This is a genomic window from Caballeronia jiangsuensis, assembly GCF_046030135.1.
In the GTDB taxonomy this organism is placed as follows: Bacteria; Pseudomonadota; Gammaproteobacteria; order Burkholderiales; family Burkholderiaceae; genus Caballeronia; species Caballeronia jiangsuensis.
In genome coordinates this window covers 138,338-152,211 of record NZ_JAQQDB010000001.1, presented here as the reverse complement: position 1 = coordinate 152,211, position 13,874 = coordinate 138,338, and the positions used below count along the sequence as shown (strand labels likewise).

General features: G+C 58.0%; 13 protein-coding genes. 12 read left to right on the top strand and 1 reads right to left on the bottom strand.

The window, feature by feature from the left end:
* Window position 1: 1 nt before the first annotated feature.
* From mhpD to PQR08_RS00630, 10 genes are all read left to right on the top strand, one after another.
* Window positions 2-841 carry a 2-keto-4-pentenoate hydratase gene (gene mhpD, locus PQR08_RS00675; protein ID WP_250486866.1) on the top strand — a complete coding sequence of 280 codons (840 nt, stop codon included), beginning with the start codon at window positions 2-4 and terminating at the stop codon, window positions 839-841.
* 12 nt (window positions 842-853) lie between these two features.
* The gene (locus tag PQR08_RS00670; RefSeq protein ID WP_062254557.1) at window positions 854-1,807 is read left to right on the top strand and encodes an acetaldehyde dehydrogenase (acetylating); all 954 of its coding nucleotides are present in this window, start codon (window positions 854-856) and stop codon (window positions 1,805-1,807) included.
* A complete protein-coding gene (gene dmpG, locus PQR08_RS00665; RefSeq protein WP_313761205.1) occupies window positions 1,804-2,841 on the top strand; it encodes a 4-hydroxy-2-oxovalerate aldolase in 1,038 nt (345 codons plus the stop codon). Before PQR08_RS00670 ends, dmpG begins: the two co-directional genes overlap by 4 nt.
* Window positions 2,842-2,933: 92 nt before the next feature.
* On the top strand, window positions 2,934-4,277 hold the full coding sequence (locus tag PQR08_RS00660) for an MFS transporter (protein WP_250486867.1): 1,344 nt from the start codon (window positions 2,934-2,936) through the stop codon (window positions 4,275-4,277).
* Between the two features lie 143 nt (window positions 4,278-4,420).
* Window positions 4,421-6,172, top strand: coding sequence for an FAD-dependent monooxygenase (locus PQR08_RS00655; protein WP_250486868.1), 1,752 nt, complete (start codon window positions 4,421-4,423; stop codon window positions 6,170-6,172).
* Between the two features lie 82 nt (window positions 6,173-6,254).
* The gene (locus PQR08_RS00650; protein ID WP_250486869.1) at window positions 6,255-7,124 is read left to right on the top strand and encodes an alpha/beta fold hydrolase; all 870 of its coding nucleotides are present in this window, start codon (window positions 6,255-6,257) and stop codon (window positions 7,122-7,124) included.
* A 250-nt stretch (window positions 7,125-7,374) separates the two neighbouring features.
* On the top strand, window positions 7,375-8,577 hold the full coding sequence (locus tag PQR08_RS00645; protein WP_062254547.1) for a porin: 1,203 nt from the start codon (window positions 7,375-7,377) through the stop codon (window positions 8,575-8,577).
* Window positions 8,578-8,690: 113 nt separating this feature from the next.
* A complete protein-coding gene (locus tag PQR08_RS00640; protein ID WP_250486870.1) occupies window positions 8,691-9,098 on the top strand; it encodes a hypothetical protein in 408 nt (135 codons plus the stop codon).
* Complete coding sequence (locus tag PQR08_RS00635; RefSeq protein WP_408160976.1) at window positions 9,038-9,211, top strand: ketopantoate reductase family protein; 174 nt, start codon at window positions 9,038-9,040, stop codon at window positions 9,209-9,211. Before PQR08_RS00640 ends, PQR08_RS00635 begins: the two co-directional genes overlap by 61 nt.
* 104 nt (window positions 9,212-9,315) lie before the next feature.
* Window positions 9,316-9,852: a MarR family winged helix-turn-helix transcriptional regulator gene (locus tag PQR08_RS00630; RefSeq protein WP_250486871.1), complete on the top strand. Its 537-nt coding sequence runs from the start codon at window positions 9,316-9,318 to the stop codon at window positions 9,850-9,852.
* Between the two features lie 39 nt (window positions 9,853-9,891).
* Here PQR08_RS00630 and PQR08_RS00625 read toward each other — a convergent pair whose 3' ends face one another.
* A complete protein-coding gene (locus PQR08_RS00625; protein WP_062254539.1) occupies window positions 9,892-11,085 on the bottom strand; it encodes a cytochrome P450 in 1,194 nt (397 codons plus the stop codon).
* Window positions 11,086-11,416: 331 nt separating this feature from the next.
* Between PQR08_RS00625 and PQR08_RS00620 the strand changes: the two genes are divergently transcribed.
* The gene (locus PQR08_RS00620; RefSeq protein WP_250486872.1) at window positions 11,417-12,499 is read left to right on the top strand and encodes a porin; all 1,083 of its coding nucleotides are present in this window, start codon (window positions 11,417-11,419) and stop codon (window positions 12,497-12,499) included.
* A gap of 75 nt (window positions 12,500-12,574) precedes the next feature.
* Window positions 12,575-13,864: an MFS transporter gene (locus PQR08_RS00615; RefSeq protein WP_250486873.1), complete on the top strand. Its 1,290-nt coding sequence runs from the start codon at window positions 12,575-12,577 to the stop codon at window positions 13,862-13,864.
* Window positions 13,865-13,874 lie beyond the last annotated feature (10 nt).

Genomic DNA, 13,874 nt, shown 5'->3' with positions numbered 1-13,874 from the left:
CATGTCTGACGCAACTCTTGAGCAGCCCGTCGCTGGTGCTGCGGACGTAGAAGCTCTTGCGGCGGAACTCCGCCGATGCTTCGAAACTGGTGAGACCATTGCACCGCTGCGTGACCGTGTCGCAAACAACGACGTCGATACCGCCTACGCCATCCAGAACGCGAACACGCGTTTCTACGAGTCTCAGGGGCGTCGCCTCGTCGGACGAAAAATCGGCCTGACGTCGAAGGTTGTTCAAGCGCAACTCGGCGTCGACCAACCGGATTTCGGCATGCTGTTTGCCGACATGGCGGCCGGCGAAGGCGAGCCGATTGAAGTCAGTCGGCTTCACCAGCCGAAGGTGGAGGCAGAGATTGCCCTCATTTTGGACGAAGACCTCAATCTGGAATCGCCGACAGTGGCTGACCTTATTCGCGCCACGCAGTATGTCGTTCCGGCTCTCGAGATTGTCGGCAGCCGCGTTTCGAAATGGGACATCCGCATCTTTGACACTGTCGCGGACAACGCCTCATCCGGGATGTATGTGCTCGGAGGGCCTGCGCGTCGAATCGAAAGCCTGGACCTTCGTGGTCTCCAAATGACGATGACGCGCGAGCGCGCGGATGACGGTTCAAGCACTGGTCCGAATATCGTCTCGACCGGCAGTGGCGCTGCATGCCTCGGCCACCCTCTCAATGCAGCAGTGTGGCTCGCGGGCGAAGTCGCTCGCCGTGGCCGCCCGCTGAAAGCCGGTGATGTCGTGCTTACCGGCGCCCTGGGACCCATGGTTCCAGTTACCGCCGGCGACACCTTTGTCGCCCAGATGTCGGGACTCGGCCAAGTCACGGCGAAATTCGTTTAACGAGGTTTGCTCATGTCAAAAACCAAAGTAGCCATCATCGGTTCCGGCAACATCGGCACCGATTTGATGATTAAAGTTCTTCGCCTTTCCGATGTGCTCGAAATGGGCGCTTTCGTCGGCATTGACCCGGAGTCGGACGGCCTGAAGCGCGCTGCGCGCATGGGGGTTCCAACTACCGCTGAGGGCATCGACGGCCTCGTGAAGATGCCAAACTTCAGTGAGATTCAGGTCGTATTCGACGCGACCTCCGCTGGCGCCCACAAAAAGCACGACGCAATCTTGCAAGCACACGGCAAGCGCGTTATCGATTTGACGCCTGCTGCCATCGGCCCCTACACGGTGCCGTGCGTGAACGGTGAGGCCAATCTCGACGCGCCTAATGTCAACATGGTGACGTGCGGCGGCCAGGCAACAATTCCTATCGTTGCCGCAGTCAGCGCCGTCGCGACGCTTCACTACGCGGAAATCGTCGCTTCCATTTCTTCGCGCTCAGCGGGCCCGGGCACGCGCGCGAACATCGATGAATTCACCGAAACGACCTCGCAGGCAATCGAGCGCGTGGGTGGTGCGAAGCGCGGTAAGGCAGTCATCGTCCTGAATCCTGCCGAGCCGCCGCTCATCATGCGCGACACCGTCTATTGTCTGTGCGAAGGCGCGGACGAAGACACGATTGAAGCGTCAATTCAAGCCACGGTCGAAAAGGTGCGCGCATACGTGCCGGGTTATCGCCTGAAGCAGCGCGTTCAATTCCACCGTTACACGAAGGACAACCCGCTTTTCATTCCCGAGATGGACCAGACCTTCATCGGCATGAAAGTCACCGTGTTCCTCGAAGTCGAAGGCGCTGCCCATTACCTGCCGGCTTACGCGGGCAATCTCGACATCATGACCTCTGCGGCAATGTCGACCGCAGAGCGCATCGTGCGCCGTCAGACGCATGAAAACAGCAAAGCGGAGGCGCTGTGAGCAACGATACCAATACAAAGCTGTATATCCAGGACGTGACGTTGCGCGATGGCATGCATGCCATCCGCCATCAATACAGCCTGGACCAAATTCGCACAATCGCGAAGGCTCTGGACTTGGCAAAAGTCGACGCAATCGAGGTTGCGCATGGCGATGGGCTCTCAGGTTCCAGCTTCAACTACGGCTTTGGTTCCAACACGGATTGGGCATGGATTGAGGCGGTCGCGGAAGTCATCACGCACGCCAAGCTCACGACTCTGCTGATTCCCGGAATCGGCACCGCGCATGACTTGAAGCACGCATACGAAATCGGCGTTCGTTCGGTCCGGGTCGCGACGCACTGCACTGAAGCGGACGTGTCGAGGCAGCACATCGAATACGCGCGCTCCTTGGGCATGGACGTCTCCGGATTCCTCATGATGTCCCACATGGTGGCTCCGGAAAAGCTGGCAGAGCAGGCGAAGCTGATGGAGTCGTATGGCGCCCATTGCGTCTATGTCACGGACTCGGGCGGCGCAATGACCATGGACGACACGGTCGCTCGCTTCCAGGCGTACGACAAGGTGCTGAAGCCCGAGACCCAGCGTGGCATCCACGCACACCACAACCTGTCGCTCGGCGTCGCCAACTCTATCGTTGCCGTCCAGAACGGAGCGATTCGCGTCGACGCGAGCCTGACGGGCATGGGTGCGGGCGCCGGCAACGCTCCGCTGGAAGTGTTCATTGCGGCAGCCGACGCCCATGGCTGGAATCACGGCACGGACCTCTATGGCCTCATGGATGCCGCCGAGGAACTGGTGCGTCCGCTTCAGGACCGCCCGGTTCGTGTGGACCGCGAAACCCTCAGCTTGGGCTATGCCGGTGTGTACTCGAGCTTCCTCCGCCACGCCGAAGCGGCCGCCAAAGAATACGGCCTCGATACTCGCACCATCCTGATTGAGCTCGGCAGGCGAAAGATGGTTGGCGGTCAAGAAGACATGATTGTCGACGTTGCACTTGACCTCGTGCGCCAAAAGCAAGAAGCCGCCGCCTGAGAGGTCATGCACTGAAAGGAACGCCTGGCCTAGTGAGGCCAGGCGCAAGGATAAGGACAACAAGAACTAAAGATACCTGTTTGGAGGAAGACATGAGCAGCACACTGAGTCCCAAGTACGAGCCCGATGGCGTGAAGCGCAGGGCCTACCGAAAAATCTGGTGGCACATCATTCCGTTGCTTTTTGTTTGCTACGGAGTCGCGTTCATCGACCGCATCAACATCGGGTTTACGAAGCTGCAGATGAGTGAAGCCCTGCACATCAATGCCACTTGGTACGGCATCGCGGCGGGAGCGTTCTTCATCACCTACGCACTCTGCGAAATTCCGAGCAATCTGTTCCTGGCCAAGTGGGGCGCGCGCAAGACCTTTGTTCGCATCATGTTCCTATGGGGACTGGCGACCGCCGCAACGGCTTTTATCTCGAGCGTCGGGCATCTCATCACGCTGCGGTTGTTGGTCGGTGCGTTTGAAGCTGGATTCCTGCCCGGCATCGTCCTGTACCTCACGTACTGGTTTCCGGCGGCCATGCGTGCACGCGTTACAGCGGTCATCTTCGTCGCGAACGCTGCTGCAGGCGCCATTGCTGCGCCGATTACAGGCTGGATTCTCTCTGGACTGAACGGTTTCTTGGGTCTCGCCGGCTGGAAATGGGTATTCATTGTTGAAGGTCTGCCGGCATGCGTTCTGGGCGTCATCACTTTCATTGTTCTGCGCGACCGGCCGGACGACGCCGAGTGGCTCAGCGACGAAGAGAAAGCGGCGGTCAAGTCTGACCTGGCATCGGAAGTGTCGGTGCAGGCCGACCATTCGGCAGGTCTTGTCCGTCAGATTCTGGCAAACCCACTCAACTATCTGGTCGCTTTCCTTTTCTTTACTGCTATCTGCAGCAACTATCTGCTGTTCTTCTGGCTCCCGACGATTGTCAAGGAGAGTGGCGTCGCATCGATGGTCAACATCGGTTTGCTCACGGCGATTCCGCTTGGCATGGGTTTCGTTGGCGCCGTCGTACTCAGCTGGAGTTCCGACAAGCTGAAGGAGCGCCGCTGGCACCTTGCACTCTGCTTCTGCTTGATTTCCCTCGGACTGATTGCAGCGATGTCAACTCAGAATCTCGTTCTGATGCTGACGGCTTTCGCCGTAACGAGCTTCGCGACCGGCGCGAGCGGCCCACTGATTTGGTCCATTCCTCCGGGATATCTCAGCCAGAAGGCAGCACCCGTAGCGTTGGCGTTCATCAGCACTCTCGGAAACATCGGCGCCTTCGCGAGCCCTCCTTTGCTCGGCTACATCAAGACCGTGACGGGAAGTCTCTACGGAGGCGTGATTGCCATCGCTGTCTTGTCCGCAATCGGTGCTCTCTGCATTGCCTTCGCCTTCCCTGAGCGCGCTGTGCGAGTGCGAGACAAACACCTTGATGGGCTTGAACAGGCCTGATGTCACGACGTTGCCGAAGAACGGCAGCGCAATTCAACTTCGACTAAAGCTGAAGACGGCACATCCGCTCTGTAAGCGTGCGTGCAACCAGTGGCAAGTGGCCATGGATGCCGGTTAAAGAACTTTTAGGACAGGAAGAGACTATGGACACCTCCACTGATTTCGATACCGACGTTGTCGTCGTTGGCTCTGGCCCGATGGGCGCGACGACCGCTTTAGCTTTAGCGACCTACGGCATCCGCTCGCACATCATTTCCCGCTGGAACTGGCTGGCTGATACCCCCCGCGCTCATATCACCAACCAGCGCACGATGGAGGTCTACCGCGACCTTGGCATTGAAGAGGACGTATCTCGCAATTCGACGCCATGGGACCAAATGGGCGACAGCCTCTTTACCACGTCGCTGGCAGGCGAGGAACTCATCCGCCACCGCGCTTGGGGAACCGGAGAGGAGCGTCACGGTGACTACGTTAAAGGTAGTCCGTGTCCGCTGGTCGACATCACCCAGCCGAACATGGAGCCTATCCTGCTTAACAATGCTGCAAAGCGAGGCGCAGTGTTCTCGTCAAACACCGAGTACCTGAGTCACACCCAAGACTCTGACGGTGTAACCGTGCAGCTCGAGGACCGGCTCACTGGTCGCCAATACTCGATGCGGGCGAAGTATCTGGTCGGTGCCGACGGTGCGCGCTCTAGGGTGCTAGAAGAGCTGGACCTGAAAGTTGAAGGCGAGATGGCGCGTGCCGGCACGGCGTACGTCATCTTCAATGCAGACCTCTCGCAGTATGTGAAGCATCGCCCGAGCATTCTTCACTGGATTGTCAGCCCGCACGCCAGCTTCGGCGAAATCGGTCTGGGGCTCCTGCGCGCGGTCAAGCCCTGGACGCAATGGATTGCTGGTTGGGGGTTCGATATTTCGAAGGGCGACCCGGATTTGAGCGAGGAAACTGTCCTCGAAAAGATTCGAGTCCTCGTCGGTGACCCTGACGTGGAAGTCGAAATTGTTCGAAAGTCGGTCTGGTACGTCAATCAAGCATATGCCACTTCCTATTCGCGTGGCCGCGCATTTTGCGGCGGCGATGCTACCCACCGGCATCCGCCCTCAAGCGGCCTTGGCCTGAACACCTGCGTGCAAGACGCCTTCAACTTGGCGTGGAAGTTGGCCTATGTTTTGAACGGCTACGCCACTCCGCAGTTGCTTGAGACCTACTCGGATGAGCGAACACCGGTCGGAAAGCAAATTGTGCTCCGAGCCAATCAGTCCCGGAAGGACTACGCCCCCATCAAAGCAGTATTCAGCGTCGAAGGAGCAGAGAACCCGGTCGCTGCGGGTATCGCCCGATTCAAAGACCCTGGTCCTGAGGGCATGAAAGCGCGCGCTGCCGCACAGGAGGCGCTCGAATTGAAGAACAAAGAATTCAACGCTCAAGGAGTCGAGATGAACCAACGGTATTCGTCGAGCGCCGTTGTCGACGATGGGTCAGCACCGGAGGCGTGGGCGCGAGACCCCGAGCTTTATCTGCAGCCGACGACGCGCCCGGGCGCGAAGTTGCCGCATGCATGGCTGGTGAATAAGGCTGGCGACCGTATCTCGACCCTCGATGTCGTGGGCAAAGGAAAGTTCACCCTTGTGACTGGCCTTGGCGGCACGGCATGGGCTGACGCTGTTGCGAAGTTGGACCTTCCCTTCCTCAAGACCGTCGTCGTCGGCTCTGAACGCTACCAGGACCCGTACTGCGATTGGCAGCGTCAGCGCGATATCGAGGAAGCTGGAGCGCTGCTGGTGCGTCCGGACGGATATGTTGCCTGGCGTCAAAGCGGGAACGTCTTCGATAACGCTGAAGCGTCGCAGTTGCTGCGCACTGCTCTCGAGACGGTTCTGGGCAAAGCGTAAGTCTTCAACTCGAGATTGTGACGCGCAAGCTGGCGCTTCACGTTCCCGACTCCACAAATCCTGTAATGCAGAGGAAACGAGAATGAGCACGCAAACCGAATTGACCGAAGCAGGTACGAGCAAGTTCACCCGAATCAAGGAGGGTGACCTCGACCTTCAGATTCACTACAACGACATGGGCAAAGGTCCCCAGACCGTGGTGATGCTGCACGGGTCAGGCCCCGGCGCGAGCGGCTGGGCGAACTTCAACCGCAATCTTGAGCCGCTGGTTGGAGAAGGCTATCGTGTCATCCTGATGGACTGCCCGGGCTGGAGCAAGAGCGACCCGATTGTGAGCAAAGGCTCGCGCTCCGAGCTGAACGCCAAGGCACTAAAAGGCCTGCTCGACGTGCTCGACATCCAGAGCCCGGTCCATATCATCGGCAACTCGATGGGCGGACACAGCGCCGTCGCGTTTGCTTTGGCAAACCCGAGCCGCGTTGGCAAGCTCGTCTTGATGGGTGGCGGCACCGGCGGCCCGAGCCAGTTTGTGCCGATGCCGACAGAAGGCATCAAGCTGCTGAACGGGCTTTATCGTGAGCCGACCATCGAAAATCTGAAGCGCATGATGAATGTGTTCGTGTTCGACACGAGCAACCTTACCGAGGACCTGTTCAAAACCCGCCTGGACAACATGCTTTCGCGCAAGGAACACCTCGAAAACTTCGCGAAGAGCCTCGATGCGAATCCGAAGCAGTTCCCGGACGTGGGCCATCGTCTCTCCGAAATCAAAGCGCCGACGCTGGTGATTTGGGGCCGCGACGACCGATTCGTTCCGCTGGACGTAGGTCTGCGTCTGGTTTGGGGCCTGCCGAACGCCGACCTGCATGTGTTCAGCCGCTGCGGGCACTGGGCGCAGTGGGAACACGCGGATAAATTCAACCGCATGGTGTCCGACTTCTTCGCGAACTGATATCGGCGTTCCAAGCCCGGTGTTCTCGCAGAAGACCTGGTCGCCGACTCCGCATTTCGAAACCTTTGGTTCCTCTGGCCCCTTCCATCACCACGGCTGCCCGATGCAGTCGTGGGCTCATTTGCGTTAGGTCATTGGAAGTCTCGGTCAAGTAGATTCCACGTCGACTAGACCGATAGTGTTTGAAATCACATCCAGACCCTTTTGAAGGCTGGACTAACTATAAGAAGTATTTTGGAGACTCTAAGTCATGAAGAAGACCGTCTTTGCCGCGGGTTGCCTTGCCGCGTTCACCACTTGCGCTCATGCTCAGAGCAGCGTCACGCTGTACGGCATTATCGATGAGGGATTTAACTGGACGTCCAATTCTGGCGGTAAAAGCCTATACAACCTCTCAAGCGGCGTCATGCAAGGTAGCCGGTGGGGCTTGCGTGGGGCGGAAGACCTGGGTGGTGGACTGAAGGCGATTTTCGTGCTCGAGAACGGCTTTGACGTCAACAACGGCTCGCTCGGCCAGAAGAATCGCGGAAGCACTCAGGGATTGATGTTCGGGCGTCAGGCATATGTCGGTCTCTCGAGCCCCTATGGCACGATGACCCTTGGCCGTCAGTACGATTCCGTCGTGGATTATGTCGGTCCGCTCGAAGTTGGAACGCAGTGGGGCGGGTACATCGCCGCGCACCCTGGCGACCTCGACAACTTCAACAATGCCTACCGCGTCAATAACGCTATCAAATTCACCAGCGCGGACTACAGCGGCCTCCGATTCGGCGGCGTGTACAGCCTTGGCGGCATTGCAGGAGAGACGACGCGGAATCAAGTGTGGTCCGTTGGGGCAGGATACACGCGTGGCCCGCTCGTCCTCGGCGCAGCTTACTTGAACGCGCGGAACCCGAACGTGGGCTTCTTTGGCGACAATGGGGCAAGTACTGCGCCTGCGGCGAATGCGAACTTCATCTCGTCGCCCGTCTACAGTGGCTACGCGTCCGCGCACACCTATCAAGTCATCGGCGCTGGCGGGGCGTACACGTTCGGTGCCGCAACAATCGGCGCAACCTACTCTAACGTGCAGTTTAAAAGCTTAGGCGACACAGTCACGTCAGGCCCGAATCCTCGCGGGTACACCGGGAACGCAACGTTTAACAATGCGGAAGTGAGCTTCAAGTACCAGGCCACGCCGGCGTTGGTGCTGGGAGCTGCATTCGATTACACGAAGGGTGGCAGTGTTTCCACCGCTACGAGCTCGACTGGAGGAGCAAAGTATTACCAAGGCGCCCTCGGGGTCGACTACTTCCTGTCGAAGCGAACGGACGTCTATGTAATCGGCGTCTATCAAAAGGCCTCCGGCACCGATTCAACGGGTGCCACCGCAGTTGCGGCGATTAACAACCTGACGCCTTCCACTAGCGACCGCCAGACGACGGTCCGCGCGGGCATCAGACATAAGTTCTAAGTCGCAATAAGTCGCTATGGCAGTCGAGCGCGATGCTTATTTCGCTGTCTCGATTGCCGGCGGCTTCAGCCCTGACTGTAGTCCCCCGACAAACTTCGCATAGCGGTCCTATCGTGAAATCATTTATTACATGCGCGGTCCTGGTCGCAACAATCATCGGTCTATTGTCCTGTTCAAGCACCAAACCGGCGGCAAGCTCAGCACCGGCTCGCATCGGCTTCGTGGCTGGTGCGGGCGGATTCCAGAAGATGGCCGTCACAAATCAGGCGTTTTTCGACACCCTAGCCGAGGCGGGCTACTCGAACGGCGGCAAGCTTGACGTCGTGTTCCGAACGGCTGACGGAGACATGGCGCGGATGCCCGCGTTGGTGCGAGAGGTCCTCGACCAGAACGTAAGTATCCTGGTCGTATCTTCATCTCCTGGTTGTGCTGCTGCGAAGGCCGCGACCACGACGATGACATGGTTGCATCGATGCACCACGACCTCGTGTCTGGCCGTCGTCTCGAACTGGATGGACTGAGCGGGTTGGTTTGCCGGAAAGGACGTGTTCATGGAATAGCTACACCTTTCCACGATTTCGCATATGCCTGCCTTAAACCCCACATGGGCGGCGGAATTGCTGGACTTTTCTGAGTCTTATGCGTTGCTAGCTCTTCTCTGACAGCTGCTCTCTGATATATTCAGCTACGAGAGGCAGTTGACGGTCGGCGCCAGTCGACCGCATGAAAAGGAGCGACATGAGCGGTACGAGTGCAACGCGGGCGTCCTCTGAAACAAGAGTGGCGTCGGAAGCTGAGCGGCAGGTGAACTACGGCTTTCTCCGGTCCAATTTTCCTTTCTCAATTCGTTTGCTTCGCGGCTTCGTGCGACGTGAGAGTCAACGAATCTTCGATGAAGTGGGCATCCTCCCCGGCGACGCGAGCGTGGTAGCAATTCTCGCGCTTAACCCCGGAATTACGCAAACAAAGCTTTGCGACTCGCTGTTGCTGAAGAAGTCGCAACTCGCTGTGATTCTTCGCGGAATGTCCGAGCAAGGGCTGCTCGTCCGCAAAGAGTCTGCGGAGGACCGACGCATTAACACTCTGCGCTTGACGAAAAAGGGCGAGAAGCTGTGGGAGAAGCTTCGCGAACGCATCGACCAGCATAACGAGCTCATTCTTTCTCCGCTCTCAGACGGAGAAAGGCGCGCGCTCAACCAGCTCTTCGACAAAATCATTGGTGGATTCGAGACGCGCAGCATGCCGGGCGACGTAGCAGCGCCAGATGCTGACTAATCAAGCGAGCCGTGCATGCACGGGCTCCTCTTTCTCTGATTAGGCTTTTGACGTAAGCCGCAGCGGAGTCGACGAGGGTCCGAACTCGACCCAGTCAGTCATCTTGACTTCGCCGCCGAGGTCAAAACCATCGGTCATACGCAGCAAGGCTCCAATGCCGATTCTCAGTTCAAGGCGCGCGAGCGACGACGCAGGACATTGATGTGCTCCGCGGCCGAAGGCGATGTGACGATTCGGCTGTCGGAACATGTCGAACTCGTGTGGGTTTGGGAACACGTCCTCGTCACGATTCGCAGATGGAAAAATCATCGTTATCGCTTCGCCTGCCTTTATGCGGCGCCCACCGATTTCGACGTCCTGCTTTGCGGTTCGAGCAAATACCCGGTACGGCGCATACATCCGAAGAAACTCTTCAATGGCGCGCGGAAGTAACTCTGGATTAGTCCGCAGGTTTGTTTGGAGTTCCTGGTCGCGCGCCAAGTGGACGGCAATGCTGCCGAGAACTGCGCCGGGAGCAGCTTGAGCTGCCGACAAGAACTGTCGAATGCTGGCGACAACGAGTTGCTCAGGAATGGCCGTGCCTCGCTCGCCAGCGAGTAAAAGCGCGGAAACCAAGTCTTCATCTGGGTTCAACAAGGCGTGCTTCCGAGCGTCGACGATTTCGCGCGCGATAGCGTAAAGGTCGGTGCTCGCCTGAATCATCTCGTCCTGATTCATCGACGTCGTCGCGCGATAGTAGCGCACGCCCACCGCCCGTGCGCGCAGCATCATCTCAAGCGGCAGAGACAATATCTCGCCGAAAGCATGCGCTGCAAAATATTCAGCGAAGTCCTTGGTGAAATCTGCATGTCCTCGCTCAACCAAGGGAACCAGCAACTCTTGTGCGTAGCTTTGGAGCGAAGACTCCAGCTTGTCGATACGCGACTTTCGAAAAATGCGATTGATAGGGTCTCGGAAGGTGCTGTGTTCCGGCGGGTCGAAGTGGAGAGGCGGTCGAGGTCCGTCCTTGCGCGTTACGCGTGGGACGATGTTCTGCTCGGCCGTACTGAACGACTCAGTGTCCTCCTGAAGACGGATGACATCGTCGTATTTGAACAACGCCCAAAAGCCACCGAACTCGTTGCTATGCGCCACTGGGCACTTGGCACGCATCTCCGTGTAGTACGCGTGCGAGTTGTCAAACGTCTCTTCGTAAAGAGGATTGAATTCCGATTCTGTCTTCCCTTCTTGCACGACATCCCTCCGAGTCTGAGCGTACCGTGGATGGCAGCCGTTCGCGCCACCCTCCAGTCAGTGTTCGTTTCGCAATCAGCTGAGCGCGTCCGTCGCGCTCCACCACGCGGCTACTGCGTCAGGGGCTTCCCGGATATGTCAAAAACGGATTCTCGTCATCCAGTTTCGACATTAGCTAAGCACCTGCCGTTGGTCCTAGTATAGCAATCGTTAAGAATGTTAACGAATTTATTTGCAGCGATTGCCGAGGTTCTCAGCGGCTACGTATCGGCCCGGGAGCTTCGCGGATTTCCGTTTGGATGACTAGAAAAACAGCTTGTGGAGACACTCAATGAGAAAGAAAGCGATGGCGTTCCTGGCTTGTGCGTTGACTGGCGGCGCTGCTCATGCGCAGAGCAGCGTGACGCTGTACGGAGCGATTGATGCCGGCATCACCTACACGTCGAACCAGGGCGGCCATAGCAATACGTTCTTCCAGTCGGGCGTGAACAATCCAGACCCATGGGGCTTGAAGGGCGTTGAAGACCTGGGAGGCGGGACGAAAGCGCTTTTCAAACTTGAGGGCTACTACAACCTGGGAACGGGTTCCATGAATGGCGGTGGCATCTTCGCGCACCAGGCGTGGGTCGGAATCCAGAACGACAATTGGGGTACGGTCACCGCGGGCAACCAGTATGACTTCATGCTCACTTCGCTTGCGTCGCGGCGTTGGGGGCCGATGATTCTCTACGTGTCGCCTTTCATGACGCAAGCGGGTCCGTTCTCGAAGCTGAATGCTCCAGGGCCGTTTGGGATGTTTGACTTTGACCGAACCGCAGGAACTGTTCGGATGAACAACTCGGTGCTGTATCAAAGTCCGGTCATCAACGGCCTGACAGCCGGTGCCATGTATGGCTTTGGCGGTCAACCGGGGTCGTTCGGTCTGAACAGTTCGCAGAGCTTCGGCATCGATTACGCGAACGGTCCGCTCGCGCTCGACGCCGCTTACACCTACCAGAAGTACCCGACCATCGCGAATGGCAGCAAGGGTATTCGGAACTACGGCTTCGGTGGTCGATACGCCATCGGAAAGAATTTCGTGGACGCGCTTTACACCAACACGGCAAACACTGACAACGGCGCTCGTATCGATGTATACGAAATCGGCGCGTTGTTTCCCATTGGCGCGGCGTTGAATCTTCACGTCGAATATCAGTTTATGCAGGGAAACAAGGTGCTCGACGAGAACAAGGCTCATCAGGTCGGCGCCACGCTCGACTATTCAATTTCACCCCGTACGGGCGTGTACGCGAGCGTCCTCTATCAACACGCAAGTGGCGACGGCCTGGCCAATGCGTACATCATTGGGATGCTGGGGCCATCGTCTTCCGGAAATCAGACGGCCGTTCGCGTCGGCTTGAGAACGCGGTTCTGATTTTGTTAGGCGGATATTTTGCGGGCCATTGGAAAGACGGCCTCGGTCTGAATGCTAGTTGGACAGGAGACAGGAATGACACTCGAAGCATCTACGTTACGCAAACTGAGACTTCGCATCATCTACTTTGTGTTCGTGCTGTACATGCTTTTCGCCCTCGACCGTGTGAACATCAGCTTCGCAGCGCTCCAGATGAACAACCACCTGGGCTTTGATGCGAAGACCTATGGCATGGGCGTCAGTCTCTTTTACGTGAGTTATCTCGCCCTCCAGCTGCCGAGCGCCATGCTTATCCGGAAGCTCGGTATCAAGGTATGGCTCGGGGGCTCCCTTGTTCTCTGGGGTCTGCCGTCCGCAGGGTTAGCGTTCACAAACAGCAAAGAGATGTTCTTCGTCTTGCGCTTCGTTCTCGGCGCAGCGGAAGCCGGTTTCGGTACGGCCATCATCTACTACCTGAACAACTGGTTTCCGAAGCGCTACCGTGGTACGGCCATCTCCAGCACGTTCCTCGCCGCGCCTGTGTCTGTAGTTATCGGCGCACCCCTGTCAGGCTGGTTCCTCTCATTTTCCGGGGCGGGACTTGCCGGTTGGCAGTGGATGTTCCTTCTTGAAGGGTTGCCGACCATCTTGCTTGGCGTTGTATCCCTTTTCTATATTTCTGATAGTCCTGCGGCCGCGCGATGGCTCACCGACGACGAACGAGGCTGGTTGACCGCGGAAATCGAACGTGAACACAGTTCTGTTCGGTCCGCAGGCGGCATCGAGTCACTGCGTTCGGTGTTCTTCAGCCCACGCGTTTGGGCCGCCGCTGGCGCACTGTTCTCGCTTATTCTCGGCTTCACCGGGATGCTCTACTGGCTGCCGCTTGTCCTCAAACAGGTTTCGAAGCAAACGGACTTTGGCGTCAGCGTCCTCAGTGCGATTCCGTGGGTGGCGATGGGCTTGGGTATGTACTTCAATGCCCGGCACTCAGACCGGCACCAGGAGCGACTATGGCACGTGGGCGGAGGAATGTTCGCCGCCGCTGTCGGCCTGGTCATCGGCGCAGGAGCACCGGCACCATACAACATGCTCGGTCTTCTGATTGCAGGGTGCGGGATTGGCGCAGCGCAAGGCATCTTTTGGACAATACCGCTTGGTTTCCTGAGTGGTTCAGCCGTTGCTGCCGGGTTGGCGCTCATTAACCTTGTCGGAAATAGCGCCGGCCTCGTCGGCCCGAACGTTATCGGCTGGCTGCGTCAGGCGAGCGGGTCATTCGTGCAACCGACACTTTTTCTCGCTGCCGCGATGGCTGTGGGCTTCGTCCTTCTTCTCCCCTTGCGCAAAGTCATCGGTGCTGTCGCCGTAGTTGAAGCCGGCCGGTGAATTTGAGACA

Bases quoted from the DNA above. Each gene is read 5' to 3' on its own strand.
- PQR08_RS00660 (WP_250486867.1), top strand. From the start codon at position 2,934: ATGAGCAGCACACTGAGTCCCAAGTACGAGCCCGATGGCGTGAAGCGC.
- PQR08_RS00630 (WP_250486871.1), top strand. From the start codon at position 9,316: ATGAGCGGTACGAGTGCAACGCGGGCGTCCTCTGAAACAAGAGTGGCG.
- PQR08_RS00670 (WP_062254557.1), top strand. From the start codon at position 854: ATGTCAAAAACCAAAGTAGCCATCATCGGTTCCGGCAACATCGGCACC.
- PQR08_RS00655 (WP_250486868.1), top strand. From the start codon at position 4,421: ATGGACACCTCCACTGATTTCGATACCGACGTTGTCGTCGTTGGCTCT.
- PQR08_RS00650 (WP_250486869.1), top strand. From the start codon at position 6,255: ATGAGCACGCAAACCGAATTGACCGAAGCAGGTACGAGCAAGTTCACC.
- PQR08_RS00620 (WP_250486872.1), top strand. From the start codon at position 11,417: ATGAGAAAGAAAGCGATGGCGTTCCTGGCTTGTGCGTTGACTGGCGGC.
- mhpD (WP_250486866.1), top strand. From the start codon at position 2: ATGTCTGACGCAACTCTTGAGCAGCCCGTCGCTGGTGCTGCGGACGTA.
- PQR08_RS00615 (WP_250486873.1), top strand. From the start codon at position 12,575: ATGACACTCGAAGCATCTACGTTACGCAAACTGAGACTTCGCATCATC.
- PQR08_RS00635 (WP_408160976.1), top strand. From the start codon at position 9,038: ATGGTTGCATCGATGCACCACGACCTCGTGTCTGGCCGTCGTCTCGAA.
- PQR08_RS00645 (WP_062254547.1), top strand. From the start codon at position 7,375: ATGAAGAAGACCGTCTTTGCCGCGGGTTGCCTTGCCGCGTTCACCACT.